Source organism: Acidovorax sp. 106 (assembly GCF_003663825.1).
Classification (GTDB): Bacteria; Pseudomonadota; Gammaproteobacteria; order Burkholderiales; family Burkholderiaceae_C; genus Acidovorax.
On record NZ_RCCC01000001.1, the window covers coordinates 3961318 to 3980648 of the forward strand.

Here is a 19331-nt window from a genome sequence, read left to right on the forward strand (position 1 = left end):
ATTCATCAAATTTTTGACGTTTTGTTGCGTGTTTGGCGTGCTCATCCGATAAGCTCGTCGGCTTTACTAAAACTACACAAACAAAGTTGCGAACCAGAGCGTCCCTAGGCGCCACGTAACTTCATCATCAGGGAGTGCGCATATGCGCTTGGGAGGGGTGCGAGTTGGACTTAACCAACTCAGCGTGTCGGCGTGCGCATGTCTGAATTGGCTGTGGATGACCGTCCTGGTCTTGACCGCGTTATGCGGTGCATGGGGGCGCTCAGCCAATGCCCAAGATTCGGTTTGTGCCGAAGTCAAAATCGTCATTGAGCAAAAGCTCTCTTTAGAGCGCCAGGCTTTTGATGCCCACATGGTCATCAGAAACGGCTTGGAAACGAGCGCTCTGTCCAACGTCAAGATCGACCTGCTTTTCAAAGATCAGGATCAAAACGACGTTGTCGCCACAACCGATGCCAATGCATCAGGCGCTTCTTTCTTCGTACGTACAGATAATTTGACGGGTCTGACGGCAATCGATGGCAGTGCCAGTTTGGCGGCAAAAGCTACCGCTGATATCCGTTGGCTGATCATTCCCTCGCAGGGCGCTGGTGGCACCACCTCTGAAGGGCGCCTCTACTACATCGGCGCGCGTGTCACCTACACATTGGACGGTCAGACGAGCACCGTTGAAGTAACGCCCGACTACGTTGTTGTCCGTCCTCAGCCGCTTTTGCGGCTTGACTACTTTTTGCCCACGGATGTTTTCGGGGACGACCCATTCACCCCAGAGACAGAAGCCTCTGAGCCGTTCACGCTAGGGGTTCGAGTTGCCAACGTTGGAGCAGGTACTGCCGCGAAGTTGCAAATTGAATCCGCACAACCCAAGATCGTGGAAAACCGCCAGGGTTTGCTGATCGACTTCACCATCCTGGGTGGATACGTGGGCAACGCGATCGCCGGAAAGAGCTTGCTGCTGGATTTTGGCGATATCGCGCCGCAGAGCGCCAAGATGGGGCGGTGGCTGATGCAGACCACGCTGGCGGGCAGATTCACCCAGTTCAATGCCAGTTTTGTCCATGCCGATTCCTTGGGTGGAGCGGTGACATCACTGATCAAAGAAATCGTGACCCATAAGTTGGTTCGCGATGTCCGTGTTGATCTGCCGGGCCAGGATGACATTGATGACTTCTTGGCTGAACAGGGCGACGGTTACCGGGTCTACGACTCCCAGGGCGGAGACAACCCGGTTTTCAACCTGTCTGGCGCAGCTTCGTTGAATACCGTTTCGGGCGGAAACCTCGCATTGCAGTTCCCTGCAACCCAAGGCCATGTGCATGTCAAGTTACCCGACCCTTCGCGCGGCTCTCGTGTGCTTGCTCAAGTCCTGCGCAGCGATGGCAAGCAACTGCTCGCTCAAAATTTCTGGCTCTCCAAATCGCGCAATAGCGACCTGAGCTGGAGTTATTACGTCCACGTTTTTGACAGCAACACGACGGGACAGTACACCCTGGTTTTCTCGGACAGCTCTACGGCCACGTTGGGCGGCACGGCCTATCTTGATGCGAACGGCAACGGTGTGCGCGATGCGGGCGAAGCACCGGAAGGCAACCTCATGGTTGCCCTGAAGGGGGTTGATGCCCAGGGCCGAAATGTATCGATTCAGGCATACACAGATCCTCAAGGAAAATTTTCCTACAGCGGCCTGATGCCAGGCCGGTATCAGCTGGAAGCGGGTGAGCGCAGCGGTTGGATCAATGGCACTTGGGTCGTTGGCAGTGCGGGTGGTGTTGCCTCGGACGGTTTGATCCGCGATATCGTGCTCCTCGCAGGTACGAATGCCAGCGGCTATGTGATTTCCAAGCGCAAGCCAGTTGACGGTAGCAGCCAGACTTCATCAGCAGATGTGGCAGTGACTGCGCAGTCCAACATTTACGAGTTGATTCCCGGAAAGACTGCGATCGTCACGATCACTGCGACCAACAAGGGTCCTGACACAGCGCAAGGCGTGACGGTTCAAGCGGCGCTTCCGGCTGGACTGTCTCAACAGATCGTCACGGCGAGTTTGGGCGCATTTGATGGATCGGTTTGGAATGTCGGTGCTCTGTCTAAAGACCAGTCGGCCACTCTTACGGTGCACGCTCTTGCTCAACCTTTGAGCGACGGTAAGTCCCGGTCCATCACGTGGACCGCAGCCATTGGCTCGCAGACCAAAGATCCCGTGGGCGACAACAACCAAAGTCGCGTGAACCTGCTGGTGCAAAAGGATCCGCAGAGTGGCGCGGAGATTGCACAAGAGTTGTACTCGCAGACCCAAGTGTTGGTGTGGAGCCAATGTCCAGAAGTTAGCTCGTCTCAAGACGCAGAAGCTTGTGCTGTGCGCAAGGCTGACGCTGCTCGCGCCTGGTTCGCAGCGCGATCTATCCGGGCTTTGGTTGTGACACAGTCGGGTGATTGGCGAGTTGCTATGCGCACCGGTGCATACAACGTCCTGTGGTTTGCGGGGGGAACAAGCAGTCTGGATGCCACGGCCCAGGCTGAAGTCCGCGCGGCTGTACGCAGGGGAGACTCTGTGGTCTTGGACGGAGGAAACGCAGTTTCTATGCGTGGAGTCTCTGATGTATTTGGCGCAACCTTCGAAGAGACCGCTCTGGGCAGCAACCTCCAGGTCGCCCTGGCGGGTGGTACGGCGATGCCGACCCTCGGTGCCGCTTACCCGCTACAGCTGAATACTGCTACTTTGGACGGAGTCTATGTCGCTTCCGGAAAGCCAGCCATCGCGTCCCATGTTTATGGTCTGGGTCAATCCCTGTTGGCGGGCTTTGATCTGCTCGACGCTGCATCGAGCGGCGGCGTTTGGTCGCAATTTGCTGAGCAGCGTCTGCTCGCATTGACTCCTGTTCCGAAGACTCAGCCTGCTTTGGCGGGTTCCGTGTTCGGCCTGAAAGTCAAAGCCCGAAGCCTTGCCCCTGTAGGGGCCGCTGAAAAGTCCGTCAATCTGAAGATGGACCTCACGTCTGGCGTCACTTATCGCGATGCGGAGCCTCCCGCTCAAGGGGCTTCATCGAGTGCGCAGCCGTCATGGGCGCTTGCATTGCCTGCGGGCCAGGAGCAAATCGTCAAACTGGAGTTGATGATGCCTTTGACCTCTGGCGCTGCCGAGGCGAAATCGCAGCTCTTGGATACGTCTGATATGGGCTTGCTCGCCACGCAAACCACTGCGCTGCAAGTACTGGGGCTGGATACATTGGTCCCGCGCATCAAGCTGGCTCTGGCCGATATCACGCCAGTTGGGGCACAGCAGCAAGAAGCTGTCGCTCAAGCCCGTGATGCCCTGGGCAAGGTTGAGCAGGCGCAGCAACAAAGTGATTGGAATACTGCGATTGAGTTGCTTGGGAATTTGCAAGCGAGTTTGGACCAGCTGTCGACCTTGCCTTCCGCTCCATCGATTGCGGAGCTGCGTTTGGACGTTGCCCGATGGTTCTTCTTGCTCCAAACCCGTTGGACTCCTGATCCTGCGCTGACTCCTGCGCAGATCACCAGCGTTGGTGGTAGCGGACAAACTTCGATTGTTGGGCAGGTCTTTGGCCAAGTGCTCGCCGCGCAGGTGCTGGATGGTCGTGGCCGCCCCATGGCCGGTGTGTCTGTGCGTTTTGAGCTTCCAAGCACAGGTGCCAGCGCAAGCTTTGCTGGAGGCAATGCAAGTGCAGTCGGTGTGACGGACTCCCAAGGCGTTGCGCATTCTCCGAGCTTGGCTGCGAACGCTGTTGCAGGCACTTTCCAAGCGCTTGCTACCGTCAACGGGCTGAATTCTTCTGCGATGTTCTCGCTGCAAAACAATCCGTTGGTCGCATCAAACCTGACCATTCAGGTTGTCGATGGGCAAGGTCAGTCCGCCACGATTGGCACCTTGTTTGGGAAGTCCTTGAGTGTTCGTGTAGTGGATGCTCAGAATCGCCCACAGGCCGGGGTGTCCGTGCAGTTTGATGCCATTGCGTCCGCAACAGGTGCTGGGGCGGCTTTCGAAGGCGCGGGTCAAAGTGCCGTGACGGCCCTTGTCACTACAGACGCTTCAGGCATTGCCGTATCGCCTCGGGTGCGCGCCAACATGAGTGTGGGCGCCTATCAAGTCAGTGCGGCAGCCCAAGGGGCGGCCTCTAGTGTGAGCTTCTCTCTGCAGAACCAGTTGGCGCAGTCGCTGCGCTTGTTGGCGGTCGACGGCAATGGCCAGTCAGCACGCACCGGCGTGGTGTTTGGTAAGCCACTGACTGTTCGCGTGGTGGATGCACAAAGCCGTCCTCAGAGCGGCGTAGCCGTGCGGTTTGAAGTGCCATCCAGCGGGGCTTCTGCACAGTTTGAAGGCCAATCCTCCAACGTCATTTTGGTCAACACCGATCTCAACGGGACCGCTGTATCTCCGCTGTTGCGTGCCAATGCGGTGACCGGGGCTTATCAAGTGCGCGTCGCAATCGCGTCTGACGCTTCTGCTACACAAGTCTTTGGCATGACCAACGTGGCTGCACCGGTGCCAACGCCGGTGTTCACTGGAACTTCTGCGACCGGAACGGGGCAAGTCACCGCGCGTGTTTCTGGTGGTGGCGCCTCCTGTGCGTTCAACCCCGACGCAACCAGGATGATGCCTGCCTCTGGAATGGGACCTGTGCTGGGGCAGATCCTGTTGCCACATGGCGTGTTTGACTTTGAGTTGGTCAGTTGCACACCAGGCGGCGAAGTCACCATCACAACGACCTGGCCAGACCTGCGTGGGATCACGGGCTACCTCAAGTACGGGGTCACCCGTACCTCTGGCGGCAGAAAGATTTGGTACCCACCAAACAACCTGCGAATCAGCGGTAACACGGTGTCTTACACGATCAAAGACGGGGGCCTTGGTGACGACGACCTGACGGTCAACGGCGTGATCCGGGATCCCGGTGGTCCAGTGATTGCTGCCGCAATCCCCGCGACGGATCCAGCGCCTATCCCTGTCATGGATTGGCGAGTTCTGATGTTCCTGAGCCTGTTGATCTTTGCGGTTGGAGGGGTTGTACAGCGCCGCAACTCTCGGGGCACATGATGGTCCGGGAACGCTTTTTGCGCCCGCTTGTGGTGGGGTGCATGCTCGTTCTGTCTGCGACTGCTTTGCCAGCGTGGGCGCAGGAGCCGGAGGTTTCTGCGTGCCTGCGCGTGGACTACCCCCAGCCCACGGTACCTGAATTTGGCCATACCGAAGCACTTTCGTATTCGGCGCAAGAAACGCAGTGTTGGGTCGACGTCGTGGAAGCTCGGCGTGCTGGGGGAATGGCTCTCGATGTGAGGGAGGCTGCGGTGGCTCCTCTGCCTGGCGCTGTTGCTTTGCCGCTGCCGTCGGTGGCGGACCGCCGTTATTTGCGTGACCAGCCTCTGACTTTGGTAGGAACAGGGGTTGATTTGCGTGCTTTGACAACTGCGTGCCTATCGCTACGCAAGCAAGGTTTCTCCAAAGTGCAGGTTTTGCTCGGCGGTGCGCGAAGTTGGGCGCGAATCCAGTCCGTGGACATGGTGACGCCGCAAGAGGCTTGGCTCGGTGCACTGGATGGCCAGTGGCGGTTGATCGGCATTGGTCTGCGTCCAGAGCAAGTACAGAGCCTTGTAGGAAAACCAGAAGTCAATTTGCCGTCGTCGGTGGATGACGCAGCACTTGTGCAAGCGCTGAACGATGCAGAGCGTGCAAAGCCGCTGGGATCACACCAGCAATGGTTGCTGCTCACGCCAAACCAGGCCAGTGGGCAATCGTTGTTAGCGCGACTGCAGCAAACCCCGTACAAGCCCGGCGCAAGAGCTCTGGCCTGGCTCTCTGGCGGTTGGGATTCTTACAACGCATATCTGCAACAGCAGCAGCAGTCGGCGGCCCATGCCGGGCGTCCTTTGCCTCGCTCGTGTGGTTCTTGAGCATTTGGGATTTTTCATGCGATCTATCGGTTCATTCATGCAAGTCCTCAAGGACGCTACAAACCAGCGGCGGTTGAGCGTGGTGAGAAGCACCGCAGCAACCTTCGTGGGACTGCTGTTGGGTGTTTGCGCATCCCAATCCGCCTGGGCATTGACCGTCTCTGGCTCTATTGCAGCGAACACTCGCTGGACTGCGGCGCAGTCTCCCGTCACGGTGCAAGGCAATGTGACGCTGGATCAGGACGCTACGTTGACTGTAGATCCTGGCGTGCAAATTCGCATGGAGCCGTCGTCCAGCTTCACAGTCATGCGTGGGGCTGTGCGTGCCGTGGGGACTCAAGATCAGCCGATCGTCATTACTTCAGCCAAGTCATCGCCAGCCCCGGGCGACTGGGGGGTGTGGCGTTTCACGGAAGGAACCCGAAACGAGCAAACCCAATGGGACTATGTACGTGTCGAGTACGGCAGCGGTCTCGTTGTCGAAAAATCTTCTCCTACGCTAAACCGTGTTTCGCTGCGATTCAACAATGGACCCGCTGTCCGAATAGATCTGGAATCGTCGCCTGTTGGCAAGGGGCTTACAGCTGAGGGAAACCTGATCGATGCCGTGCTGGTGCCTGCGGGCGTGATCACGGGGCAAGTCAGCTGGGCATTGGCAGGCATTCCTTATTTTGTTGAGCAAGGTTTGGTGGAGGTCGGTCTTGCGCAGATGCTGATTGAGCCTGCTGAGATCAAAGTACCGCGCAACTCGAATGTGCCATTGCGCTTGAAGCTGACGCAACCGGCCCCTCAGGGGGGGCGGGACCTTTCGTTCGTTTCATCCGCTTCTTATATCGTGCAAGGCCCTGGCGTCCTGAGGGTTCCAGAGGGGGCAAGTGAAGTCAATTTCAACGTTTCCTCGCAATCGCAGCTTGGCGCAGCTTCCATATCTGTCTCTCATCCTGAGTTGGGTACAGCTGGAGTGCGGGTGGAAGTGGCAAATATTCCTTACGTCGATTTGAGCGTTTGGCCCAGTCACAATCAAATGTTGGCAGGCTCTCCATACACGGTGTACGTTGATCTATCCGAACCTGCGCCTAGCGGTGGGATAGCAGTACCGTTGTTCAGTACCCCTGCGGGTGCGGTGCAGCATCCTGCAAGCGTTGCGATTGCCGGGGGCGAGAGCCGTGGCGCTTTCGTCGTCCAGGGAGGGGCCTCCGGGACAACGGCCACTGTGAGTGCAAAGGCTCCAGCCGGGTATGCCATTCGCGAGGGCTCGGTCGATCTGGAATTCGTTTCTGGTCTCTATGCTGAATTCCTTGCTCCGAGTCGCATGCTGGTGGGTGAGCAGCTTGAAATCTCTGTCAGACAAGTGGTTCCACCAGCGCCAAAGGGTGGACTGAAGGCGCAGATGGATAGCTCCGCTCCTTCTGTCCTGAAAGTGATTGTCAACGAGGCCTCTGTCAGTGGAGAGAACCTGTATCCACAAACGACGCCTTCATTCCAAATTCAAGCTATTGCCCCCGGTAACGCTCGATTGCAACTGAGTGGTGCTGGATTTACTGCAAGTCAAAACAACATCACAGTGGTCAAGCCGACCGAGCTATTCATTGAGGCTGTCTCTGGAAGCGGGCAGATTGCGGTGGGCGAAGGTTTGATTGGAAAGGTCCGTTTACGCCGAAAAATGGAGCCATTCAGCTACCACGGATACGACCGCCTGACTGTAGCCCTCACTTGCGAGGACTCATCGGTCTGTTCTGCCCAGAGTGTCTATTTCCCTTACTGGGGGGATACGGTTGATGTTCCAGTCATCGGGTATGCGGCTGGTGTGACTAAGTTACATGCATCGGCTGAGCACGCGGTGGCGGCCGTGGCCGATGTGCATGTTGTGAAGCCCCATCTGGTTTGGACTGACTATTGGGACACGACCGATGACAACGGTGTCAATTCAGAGAGATTCATGGGCGTTCGTCAGGGCTTCCGCATCTGCTTGTCCGTTCCTGAGGCCGCACCGTATTACAACCGTCAAGTATTGAATAGTGCTGCATGGGTGATGGATCTGAGCTTGCCTGATCAAGTGCCTGCTGGCTTGGTCAGCGCAATCTATGATCAACCGGAGGGCGGAGCCCCCGTCACTCAAGCGCGTATTGAGCCCGGATCAGCATGTACCGTCCCTCTGTATGTGGGCGAGGCAAGTACCCGTGGCAGCTATCGCATTGGCTTGAGCACGGCCAACGGCATGAGTAGTCGAACTGAGCCAGTTACCGTATTGGCTGATGACCAGATCGCGATGAGTGCAGTTTGTGGCGATTGCTCAGCTCTGACCGTTGTGCAGGGATTCACCGCCAAGTTTGGCGTGCAGGCGACGTATCGGGGGAGCCCTGCATCTCTCTCGCAGCCGTTGAATGTCCATATTCAGTGCTCTGATGCTTCTGTGTGCAGTGCGACATCGCCTGTCGAAGTTAAGCCCAACGAGGAATACGCGTATTTGGAGGTTACGGGCCTGAGCCCAGGACAGGTAAATCTGGAAGCTACTGTCCCGGCATTTCCAGATGTTTACCCCGACGTTGGAAGAAGATCCATCAAAGTGGTGCCTCCCAGCCTCTCTATTGACTCCAGAGGCTGGGACCTGGCTGAGACCGCCAATGTGGGTGACGTTCGCTCCTATGAAATCTGCCTTTCTGCGCCCGCGTGGGGTGTGCGCAGCTATTCATTGTCAGACATGAATATCCAAGTGGAGATGTCCGACGAGGCCGTAGCTTCTGTGGTTGCCCCGGTGATGTGGAGTGCTCGTCAGGAATGTATTTCTGTTGAATTGCAATTTCTCTCGCTGGGGACTTCTCTGCTCACCATCAACGTGCCTGGCATTCCTGTGCATACAAAGCGCTTTGACGTGAGGCCACCGGCTTAGTGGAGTGCAAATAATGTTTTTAATGATGGTTATTTCCAAGTTCATTTGCACTCTAGGCATGTCCCTCATTCGCCGATGCCTGCTGGCTTTTGTGAGTCTTGGGTTGGCACTGGGCCTGGCTCAGACCGCCGCCGCGGCAGATGCTCAACTGACTGTTGCTGATGGAGTCGTGGTCAAGTTTGGCGCGGGCGCCAATGCACAGAAGCCTGGCTCCGGGCTTTGGGTCCGAGATCAACTGCGAACCGGTTCAGGCGTGGTTTTCACCAGTGAGCATGACTCGACGGCGAGCACTCCTGTTCGTAGCAATTCCAGCAGCACACCCGCTGCCGCTGATTGGCTGGGTGTCTTTCTGTCTGACGAGGTGAAGCCCGCGAACATCAGCATCAACGGACTCACCTTGCGGTATGCGGGTGGGACTCAGAATGTTCCCCCAGCACTGGCCAATGCTGGTGCGGCGCTGAATCTGAAAGGCGGCTCCTTTGTCTTTTCTGATCTGCGCCTGGAACGAAGCCCGGTAGGCCTTTGGGTGACGGGGCAAGGCTCCCCTCAAATCCAATCTAGTCGGATTGTTGGCAATGGAATCGGTCTGCGTTCGAGCTTGATGGCAACGCCAACGATTACCCAAAGCAGTCTGGCAGAAAACACGTCGTACGGTGTGTTGAATGACTCACCACAGTCCGTGGTGCAGGCTGCAAACAATTGGTGGGGACATCCTACGGGCCCTAGAGACAGTGCCGGTAATCCGTCCGGGCAGGGCAGCAGGGTCAGCTCAGGCGTGGCTTATCAGCCTTACCTGACGCTGGATCCTTCGGGGAAACCCGGCCCAACGATGACACTCAGTTTTGCGGGGCAAGCCCTGTCTGCGGGCGCTACGCTGCGCAACGCAGGAGAGCTTGTGCTCAGCGCATACAGTGCCAAGGGCGTTACACAACTGGAAGCTTACGTTGACGGTGCGCCAGTTGCTGGCGGCAGCTATGGTGCCTCGCCTGCGCCAAGCACCGAAGCAAGCCCGGTGGAAGCTCGTGGCGTAGTTCGTTTTGAAAACCTCAGCAATGGCGCGCACACGATCGCGGCCATCGCACGTGATCCCGAAGGTGGTATCACGACCATCAATGTGCCTTTCACTTTGGATATGCAACGTCCCGGCGCTGCTGCCATTACGAGCCCTTCGAATGGTGCGACGGTTACATCGTCCTTCCTGAGTTTTGCCGGGACGGCGGAGCCTTGGTCGAATGTACAGGTGACCCTGAATGGGCAAGTGATTGGACAGCTTTATGCCGCAGATAGCACTGGCAACTTTGCCGGTAGCGTTCAGCTTCCAGCGGAAGGTACCCATTCGCTCCAGGCCCGGGCGATCAATGCGCGTGGCGATGGCCCATTCAGTGCGGCGGTTGCTGTGTCATACGTGCAGCCTCCACCGACGGTGACCTTTTTGAGCCCAAGCGATCAAGCCATCGTGAGGGGTTTGGTCAACGTACAGGTCAGTGCGATTGATGCCAGCGGAATCTCACAAGTACAGATTCAAGCGGATACCGCCACGGGCCCCGTCGTGCTCGGGACACTCACTGCTGCACCTTGGAATGTGGAGTGGAACACGGGTGCACTGCCTGATGGCAGCTACACGCTGACAGCGATTGCTAGGGGCGTTTCCGGAAAGTCGGCGCAGACTCAGCGCGTCGTGCAAGTGCAGCAGGTGCCACCGCCACCTCCTGCCCCGGTCATGCCCTACGGCACTCGTGCTTTGAATGTCACGCCCGCACTGTCCTTTGGCGAGCAGCCGATCATCATCACTGGACAGGTTGCGACCACAGACAGTTCTGCCCAGTCTGTACCCAACGCCTCGCTCAAGCTGGTTTTGCGTGTGCAAGGCTTCGAGCGTCGGATCACATTGGTCAGTGATGCATCGGGGCAGTTCAGCTACAGCTTTGTGCCGCAGTCCAATGATGCTGGAACCTATTCGGTGTACGTTGTCCATCCCGACGACAGCACCTATGCGTCCAGGCCCGCAGCCGGGCAATTCACGATCAACCGCCTGAGTTTCAACTACAGCCAATACAAGCTCAATGCCATACGGGGGCAGGCGACTCCAGTGCAACTGCAGGTGAGAGCCAGCGCAGGCACCGGGGCCAAGGCGGTGCGGTGGGTCGCTCAAGCCGCTGACCAGCCTTCGGGTAGTTTGCCTCCAGGCATCACACTCGATCTCGGTCAGCCGATCGATGTAGCCGCAGGCACCGCCGTGCCAATGACGTTGACGCTGAAGGGGAGTGAGGCTGCAGGCGCCACAGGCACGATCATCCTCAAGGCATTCGCACAAGAGAGTGGTACTACGCCGCGTGCTGAGCTGCGTTTGGACTATCAGCTCCATGAAGCGACCCCGGGCTTGAGCCCTTCACCAAGTTTGGTGGAAATCGGTGTGAAGCAGGGGGAATCCGCCAGTGGTGTCGTGACTGTCACCAATAAAGGGTTGGCTGCAGCGCAGGCCGTGAAGGCCACCTTGCTCACGCCGACCGGCGGTACTCCGCCCAACTGGGTGCGCTTGGCGAGCAGTTCCGATATCGGAAACCTCGATATCGGGCAATCCACCAGCTTGCAAATCGTCGCCAGTCCAGGCGCAGATATCAGCGACGGCTACTACCAATACGAGCTGCGCATCAATGCAGAGAACGATGCAGGTGGCAAAGTTCCCGTCACGATTGCTGTGGCACAGAGTGGTCAAGGTGGCGTGCGGTTCAAACTGGTGGACATCTACACCAACACCTTGGACAAGAACGGCCAGTTGATCCCCGGTTTGGCAGGCGCCACAATCAAGCTTCAAAACGAAGCATTGACGGCGGATATCCGCAGCCTTACCAGCAACGATCAAGGGATTGCAGAGGCGACCAGCTTGGCTCCGGGCAACTACCGCTGGCGCGTCAGTGCACCCGGTCACACGGATGCTGGCGGCCGCGTGCAAGTGCGTGCCGGTTTGACGGCAAGTGAGCGCGTCTTCCTGGACAGCCAGTTGATCAGCGTTGAGTTCAGCGTGACGGAAACCACCATCAAGGACGAGTACCACATCACCTTGGAGGCAACGTACCAAACTCAGGTTCCAGCACCTGTCGTCTTGATGGAACCCGCCAGCATCAATCTTCCAGACATGCAGGTGGGCGAGGAAATCACAGGCGAGATTACTGTGAGCAACTATGGATTGGTGCGTGCAGACGACTTGCAATTCACGTTGCCCAAGACAGACCAAAACTACCGGTATGAGTTTTTTGGAGAAATGCCCAAAGAGCTGGCCGCGAAGTCCCGCGTGGTTATTCCCTACCGAATCACGGCGATTGCGCCCATCAAGAGCGGTGTGGTGCTCAATGACACCACCAAGTTGTTGCCGCTAGCCACAGGCTACAGCCCAAGCATTCAGGTGCAGCAGGCCATTCGCAACCTCTTGACCACAGGAAAGAGCGCTGCAGTGCCTCGGGAGAAAGCTGACGCAGTCGCTAAGGCAGCAAGTTGCAGTAGCTATGGAGCCAGTGCATGTGTGAATTTCAAGTTTTCCTGTGCTGCAGGAGATACGAGTACGGGGGGCTTCTGTCTGAACATCAGCCGTTTGTTCGGCGGAAGTTGCTCCGCTGTGGGTAGTGGGGCGAGCGGATCGAACGGAGGTACCGGTGGGGGTAGCGGAGGATGGGGCGGAAGTGGTGGAGGGGTTGGAGGCCCCATATTTACTTCTCTCACTAGGTGCCCACCTGAGGGTTGCTCCACATGTGCACGTGGTGGCACCGGCGGAGGAGGAGGAGGAGGGGGAGGAGGAGGAGGAGGAGGAGGAGGAGGAGGAGGAGGAGGAGGAGGAGGAGGAGGAGGTGGCGGTGGCGGTGGCGGTGGCGGTGGCGGTGGCGGCGGCGGCGGCGGCGGCGGCGGCGGCGGCGGCGGTGGGCCCCCACCCCCCCCACCATGCAAGCCGTAGTGATCAGAGAAATCGCATCGATCGAGAAGACTTTTTTATTAAATTTTATGCAAGCCCTCCAACGAATGTGGTTCATACTGCCGCTTATACGCCTTGTCGCGGCCTTGTTGCTTCCTACCGCTAGCCAAGCGCAGCAAGTTCTTTTGCCCAATCAGGAGTACACGGAAAAAGGCACGGATCTGACTGTGAAAACCCTAGCAGGCCAGGTGTCGATCTTGCGAACTTGGGCTGCTGGGCAGTGGTACATCAACCCTGCATGGGCGAACTTGCGCTTGATACCAGATCCAATGGGCGGGGTTCTGGCCATTGAGCGTGCAGGCAGTATTTACGAGCGTACAGGGAGCCTTTCAGGCGAAGCAGCAGGCGGTTCAACGGGCAAGGTCTATCGTTTTGACAGCAACAACCTGATTGAGAAAACAGTCAGTGGCTGGCGTTGGTATGACCCACTAGGTAATGCTATTCAATACAGTAAATCAGGCGCTATTCTGAGTTACAACAACTCTAATGGTGCCAAAGTCACTTTTGTTCGTGACAGCGGTGGCAATCTTGTCAATGTGCAAGACCCCCTGGGTAGAACAATCTATACGCTGAACTATGACCCCAGCGGACGCATTTCTAATATCGTCGATATCTCAGGCAGCAGCGTTCAGTACCGCTGGTCTTCGCAAGGGCTGCTAGAGCAAGTCATAGATAGCGAAAACCAAGCCTGGCGATACGAATACGACAGCCACAATCAAATCATCAAGCGCATCAACCCTGCGGGAGCCAGCGTCACCGTGTCTTATGGCTCGAATCCTGGAGAGTTACCTGCAGCTGCCGGTTTTGCAGGTTTGGGCAGCGGGTCTTCTGACGGCAGCGGTGGCGGCACATCCGGGGCAGTCGCAAGTAGCGGCAGTACGAAGGCCCCAAAACCGCGTAATGCACGAGTCGCCAGCTTCACGGATGAATCTGGCGCGCGGTGGGATTACCGTATTGACTACAACCGCACGCGACAAGAGTATCTTATTTCTATACAACGCCCGGATGGCAGCAACGCCCAAAATCGGTACAACAAAGACGGTTGGCACCTGGAGTTCACCCTGCAAGGCCAAAAGCAATGGGAGCGCATTATTGAGAGTGCTGCCCAGCATCGTTTAATTGATGCCAGAGGCCAAACCACCACCACCCAATACGACGCAGACTTACGACCATTGCGCGTCGTATATGCAGACGGCAGTAGCGTCAGCACAAAATACGACGCGCAAGGGCGCATCGTTCGGCAAGTAAACCCCTTGGGCACCATTTCTACCTGGCGCTACAGCAGCCAAGGCAACTTGGTAGAGGCTGTCGAGGCTGCCGGTTTGCCTGAGCAAATCAGTCACAAATACACCCATGACCAATGGGGTAACACACTGACTTACACCCGAGGTGCTGGCGGCGCACAAGGCGCAGACGCCATCTCGGAAACCTACGCCTATGACTCCTGGGGCAACCTCACACGCGTCACAGACGGCGTGGGCAACAGCACCCAGTTGAGTTACAGCCATCAAGGTATTTTGGTGGGGTTGACCAACCCCTTGGGCAACGCCTGGAGCGCCCAGCATGACAAGCTTGGCCGCTACCTGCGCTGGCAAGACCCTTTGGGCAGAGCCAAGCAGTTCCAATACAACAATGCCGGGCAACTTGGCAGCTATTTGGATGCACTGAGCAGTACGTGGAAGTTTGGCTACGACTCCAAAGGTCGCATTGTTAGCATTGAGGACCCTTTGGGGCAAATCTCCAAGCGGGCGTACGACCCGCTTGGCCGTCAGCTGTCTCGAACCACCCCCGGCGGGCAAAAACTGCAAGCCCAATACGACGGGCTAGGGCGTCGCACAGGGAATGTGGACGCCGCCGGCAACGCAACCCAAATCGTTTACGGGTTGGAGGGCAGCGCCTTGGCGGGTCGCGTCACCAGCGTCAAGTACCCCACTTTCCAACAGGCGTATCGGTACGATCCACTCGGTCGCGTCACGCAAATCATTCAAACGCCCGATGGCAACGTGAGTAACCCCCAAGCCCTCACGTGGCGCTTTGGTTGGAACGCCTTGGGGCAGCGCATCAGCATGATGGACCCCGCTGACAACGCCACACTCATCCGCTATGACGTATTTGGTCGCACGGTAGAAACCATAGATAGCCTGAACCAAAGCACCAAACAAACCTGGGATGCACACGGCAACGCAACCAGCGTGACCGATGCCAAGGGCAACACCCACCGCTTTGACTACGACAAAGCCGGGCGACTGCTGCAAGAAACTCGCCCTGGTGGCGGCATCACGCGCTTTCAGTATGACGCAGCAGGCCAGCTAACCCAGCGCACCGATGCCGGCGGCAACATCCGCCGCTACCAATACGACAAAGTGGGCAACCTCACGGTAGAAGAACACCTGCAGGCAGGCACCACGCTCGACCAGCGCATCACCTACCAATACAACGCTAACAACCAGCTCATTGCCTACGACCAACAAGACGGCCAAGGCCAAGCCATCAGCGCAGCCACCTACCAAATCGACGCCTTGGGCCGCATCACCCAGCGCGCTACCAAACTGGGCAACAACCCCGGCGCCGTCACGGTGGGGCAAAGCTACAACCTAGACGGCCAACTGGCAAGCCATACCTACCCAGACGGCAGCCAAACCCAATACAGCTACCTGCAAGGACAACTGGCCCAAGTCAAGCTACCCAACGGCAGCGCCATCACCTACGGCGACTACCAATGGTTGCAACCTACCAAAATCCAAACCCCTGGGGCTACTAAAACCCAAACGTTTGACGCACTGCAACGCCCGTTGGGCATCACAGTGCAAGGCGCCGCCAACCAAACCCTGATGAGCCGCAGCTACCAATACGACCCTGCAGGCAACATCACTCAAATTACCAGCGACTTGGGGCTAACCCAATACAGCCACGACGCCCTTGGCCGTCTCACTCAGGCGAAGCCCGACACAGCCCTGCAAACTCTGGGCTTGCCCACAGAGCATTACACCTATGACAGCGTTCACAACCGCACCAGCAGTGCCCATCAACCGGGAGCCTGGAGCTACAACGCAGTCAATCAACTGACGCAATACCCTGCGCAGCAAAATGGTCAAACTCTGGCGACCCAAGTGCAATACGACCCGCAAGGGCACACCCAAAAAGAAACCAATAGCCAAAGCATCAAGACCTACCAGTACAACGCTGCAGAGCGGCTGGTGAGGTTTGAAGAAAGCCGCAGCAGTAACAACGCAGGCAGCGGCGCAATACAAGCCAGCTACCGCTACGACCCCTTCGGGCGCAGAATCAGCAAAACCACCATCCAAGGTGGCAATAGCCAAACCACCTACTACGCCTACAGCAGCAGTGGCCTTTTGGCAGAACTCAACGACCACGGCATGCTTACCAAAGCCTATGGCTGGAACCCGCGGGTAGCGGGCCTGTGGAGCACTGCCCCCCTGTGGCAAGCGCAAACCAACCCACAAAACGCCGGCCTGAGCAACGCGTCCACGGCATACCACTACCTGCACACAGACCACCTGGAAACACCGGTACTGGGGACAGACAAATCTGGCGCGCAAACGTGGAAGGCGATCAGCAAAGCGTTTGGGGAAACCCATGTAGACACCAACAGCGTCATCACGATGAACCTGCGGTTTGCAGGGCAGTACTACGACGACGAGAGCGGGTTACACCAGAACTACTTCCGCGACTACTGGCCACGCACGGGGCGGTATGTACAGCGGGATCCGATTGGGCTTAATGGTGGAATTAATACTTACGGTTATAGCAATGCCAATCCACTAATATTGGTGGATCCATTTGGATTATTTACTTTATGCGATGCCTTGAGGAAGATGGCTACAAAGAAAGATAATCCGTGGATTCGCGGTGACGATCTATATAGCCATGATATAACTCAGGAGCAAATTTTTTTACAGGAGCTTGGGTTGCCGCTGGTTGTTGATGGGGTCGATTTGCAATATTTTTTGGTTCAACATAGGTTTGTGCGAAGTGCTGGTTGGGCGCGTTATGGAGCTGCGGTATCGGGAACTGTATTTTTTGGATACTATTCTCCTATTGGATCTGCTGTCAGTGCAAGAAACAATAATGTCGGATTTGACGGGTGGCTTGAAGATGTTGGCGGTGATTTGAGCGGTGTGAAGCTGGGAAATGAAGCGGGATTATCAGATTCTTTTGAAAAATTTGTCTCGAAGAAATGTGAAGAAGAATGTAAAAAATGATTCGTTGTGAGTGTGGTTTTTTATGGCAAGTTTGGCGAATAGTCATACTTATATTTTCATGAGCAAAAGGTATTTTTGGATTAATTTTTTAATTCAGTTTTTTTTGTGTATTTTTTGTTTTTTTGGGGGGGAATTTTATGTTTCGACGGTATTTATAATTTTGATTCCGTTTAATTTTTTTTGGTTGTTATATTTTGTTGTTAATAGATTTCGAATGAAGGTGCGTGGAGATAAGTTTTTGGGTGGATTTTGGACTTGTTTTTTGTTATCTTTATTTTTTTATGCCTCTACTGCCTTTGTATTGATTTTTTTGTACGAGAAAATGGATGAAGAGGCTATGGCAAGTTTTGTGCGAGGTGATTTCTGCAGTGGTGCTCTTGTCTGTGAGGGGCGACGGGTTCGATTTGTCGGGCATTTCATTGAAAAAAGTTATTTGATTTTTTCAAGTGGTGGGTGTGTGAAGATATATAGCCCAAGCTATAGTATTTCCAAGCTAAATTACGCCACTCACGAGTGCACTTTCAGTTGAGGTGTGACGGAGCGGGCTCGCATCCTATGGTGGATTGAAAAATGAAGCGCAAATTTCTCTAAATTGGCTTTGTTGCATTAGAGCGTGTTATGAATTTCCCGCGGCAGCCAGCACCCGGGCGGTAGCGGGCAACATGAGCACCGCAAACACCAGGAAATACAGTCCACCGAGCACTTCGGGTAGCCGCTCGTAGTCCCGCGAGAGCCTGCGGAATCTCGCCTGCCAGCCGAAGCTGCGCTCCACCACCCAGCGCCGGGGCAGCAGCACAAAGCCTTTTTTCGCTTCGGGCAGCTTCACGATCTGCAGCTCAATGCCTTTGCTCTGCGCTGCTTGGATGCCGTTTCACCCGTGTAGCCCTGGTCAGCCCAAGCCAGTGCTAGAGCCAAAAACGTTCAACCTCAGCGCGCTCACAGCAGGCACCAATACCAGTTTCCTCCAGTGGGGCGTAGTGCAAGACCTGCGACACCCAATGCCGCTGCAATAAATTCTGTTTGTAGCGTTTGGTGTGTCGCCTTGCCTCAGCTCACACGCCAGCCACCCGTGAACGCATCGCTTAGTTTTGGCGCCTGTTCAGCATGAGTCGATGCATCGCAGTAATCCGCCCACTCTTGCATCATGAGCCGTCTTTTCTCAAGGGCATCACCCCGGCGATAGGCTGCCTCTACTTTGTTCTCCAGCGTATGTGCAAGAGCTTGTTCTGCTACATCGCGTGGGTGGTTCGTCATTTCGCCTGCCCAGTCTCTGAAGGTCGAGCGAAATCCGTGGGGGACGGCATCGACTTTCATACGCCGCAATACGGTAGTGAGTGCCATATCAGACAGAGACTTGCCGGTCGTGGATGTGAATACCAAATCTCCGGCTTCTGATTTTGGTATCGATTTCAGTAGCTTCAAGGTTTGAGTGCTCAGTGGCACTCGGTGTTCCTTGCCTGCTTTCATGCGTTCGGCGGGGATAACCCAAATGGCTTGGTGCATGTCGATTTCAGTCCAGCGAGCTCCACGCACCTCTCCGCTGCGTGATGCGCATAGGATGGAAAATTCCAGCGCGCGGGCCGCCAGCCCTTCGCGGGTTCGCAGGTCCTTGATGAAGGCTGACATCTGAGATGCGGGCAGGGCTTTGTGGTGCTCCACCTTCTGGATTTTGCCGGGGGCTGGTAGCAGCTTGTCCAGGTGCCCCTTCCATCGGGCTGGGTTGTCGCCTGTTCTGTATTTGCGCACCGTCGCCCAGTCCAGAATACTCTCGATCCGTCCTCGCAGTCGCGTGGCTGTCTCTGTTTTGGTTTTCCAGATGGGCTCGAGCGCTTTGAGGACATGTTCTTGAACAACATCTTTCACCAGTAAATTGCCAAAGTGCGGATACGCGTACGTCATCAGCGTGGCGCTCCATTGCGCTCTGTGCTTGGGGCTCTTCCAGCTTTCTCCGTGGGCTTCGATGTAGGCCTGAGCTGCCTTCTCAAATGTGATCTCAGTAGCCTGTTGCGCTTTGAGGCTGCTGGCAATCGCAATGCGTTGAGCAATGGGATCAATCCCTTGAGTGATCTGCTCCTTGGCTGCACGTGCCTTTTCTTTGGCTTTGGCCAGTGGCACTTCAGGGAAGCCGCCAAGGCCCATGTGACGACGTTTAGAGCCCACAGTTGTTCGTAGAACCCAGGACCTTGCGCCTGAGTCCACAACGTATAAATAGAGTCCTGCTACGCCCCCCACTGCATGATGTCCTGGAGAGGTCAATCGTCCAACTTCCAGTGCCGAGAGTTCCTTGGCCTTTCGTGCCATATTTCAAATCCTTATGTCGTATTCGCCTTTTATGGAGTCAATG

The 19331-nt window shown here is 56.3% G+C and carries 7 protein-coding genes and 1 pseudogene; 6 read left to right on the top strand and 2 right to left on the bottom strand.

The window, feature by feature from the left end; genetic code table 11:
• Positions 1–217: 217 nt before the first annotated feature.
• The 6 genes from C8C98_RS17490 to C8C98_RS22085 all read left to right on the top strand — a co-directional run bounded on the left by C8C98_RS17490 (position 218) and on the right by C8C98_RS22085 (position 17516).
• Positions 218–5056: a choice-of-anchor U domain-containing protein gene (locus C8C98_RS17490; protein ID WP_158600180.1), complete on the top strand. Its 4839-nt coding sequence runs from the start codon at positions 218–220 to the stop codon at positions 5054–5056.
• A gap of 41 nt (positions 5057–5097) precedes the next feature.
• Positions 5098–5910 carry a rhodanese-like domain-containing protein gene (locus tag C8C98_RS21630; protein ID WP_147436401.1) on the top strand — a complete coding sequence of 271 codons (813 nt, stop codon included), beginning with the start codon at positions 5098–5100 and terminating at the stop codon, positions 5908–5910.
• Positions 5911–5947: 37 nt separating this feature from the next.
• Complete coding sequence (locus C8C98_RS21635; RefSeq protein ID WP_147436403.1) at positions 5948–8800, top strand: hypothetical protein; 2853 nt, start codon at positions 5948–5950, stop codon at positions 8798–8800.
• Between the two features lie 13 nt (positions 8801–8813).
• Positions 8814–12746, top strand: coding sequence for an Ig-like domain-containing protein (locus tag C8C98_RS21830; RefSeq protein ID WP_158600181.1), 3933 nt, complete (start codon positions 8814–8816; stop codon positions 12744–12746).
• Positions 12734–16987, top strand: a complete 4254-nt coding sequence (locus C8C98_RS17505) for an RHS repeat-associated core domain-containing protein (RefSeq protein WP_121455325.1) — start codon at positions 12734–12736, stop codon at positions 16985–16987. The genes C8C98_RS21830 and C8C98_RS17505 overlap by 13 nt, the downstream gene beginning before the upstream one ends.
• 214 nt (positions 16988–17201) lie before the next feature.
• A complete protein-coding gene (locus C8C98_RS22085; RefSeq protein ID WP_233574585.1) occupies positions 17202–17516 on the top strand; it encodes a hypothetical protein in 315 nt (104 codons plus the stop codon).
• Positions 17517–17603: 87 nt separating this feature from the next.
• On the opposite strand, the pseudogene C8C98_RS17510 reads toward C8C98_RS22085, so the two are convergent.
• Together C8C98_RS17510 and C8C98_RS17515 are read right to left on the bottom strand one after the other, a co-directional pair.
• Positions 17604–17795: pseudogene (locus C8C98_RS17510) on the bottom strand (transposase); the annotation flags it as partial.
• A 239-nt stretch (positions 17796–18034) separates the two neighbouring features.
• Positions 18035–19288 (bottom strand): site-specific integrase, encoded by a 1254-nt coding sequence (locus tag C8C98_RS17515; RefSeq protein ID WP_121455326.1) that lies wholly within the window; start codon positions 19286–19288, stop codon positions 18035–18037.
• Positions 19289–19331 lie beyond the last annotated feature (43 nt).

Bases quoted from the DNA above. Each gene is read 5' to 3' on its own strand.
- C8C98_RS21630 (WP_147436401.1), top strand. From the start codon at position 5,098: ATGCTCGTTCTGTCTGCGACTGCTTTGCCAGCGTGGGCGCAGGAGCCG.
- C8C98_RS21830 (WP_158600181.1), top strand. From the start codon at position 8,814: ATGTTTTTAATGATGGTTATTTCCAAGTTCATTTGCACTCTAGGCATG.
- C8C98_RS17490 (WP_158600180.1), top strand. From the start codon at position 218: ATGACCGTCCTGGTCTTGACCGCGTTATGCGGTGCATGGGGGCGCTCA.
- C8C98_RS17505 (WP_121455325.1), top strand. From the start codon at position 12,734: ATGCAAGCCGTAGTGATCAGAGAAATCGCATCGATCGAGAAGACTTTT.
- C8C98_RS21635 (WP_147436403.1), top strand. From the start codon at position 5,948: ATGCAAGTCCTCAAGGACGCTACAAACCAGCGGCGGTTGAGCGTGGTG.
- C8C98_RS22085 (WP_233574585.1), top strand. From the start codon at position 17,202: ATGAAGGTGCGTGGAGATAAGTTTTTGGGTGGATTTTGGACTTGTTTT.
- C8C98_RS17515 (WP_121455326.1), bottom strand. From the start codon at position 19,288: ATGGCACGAAAGGCCAAGGAACTCTCGGCACTGGAAGTTGGACGATTG.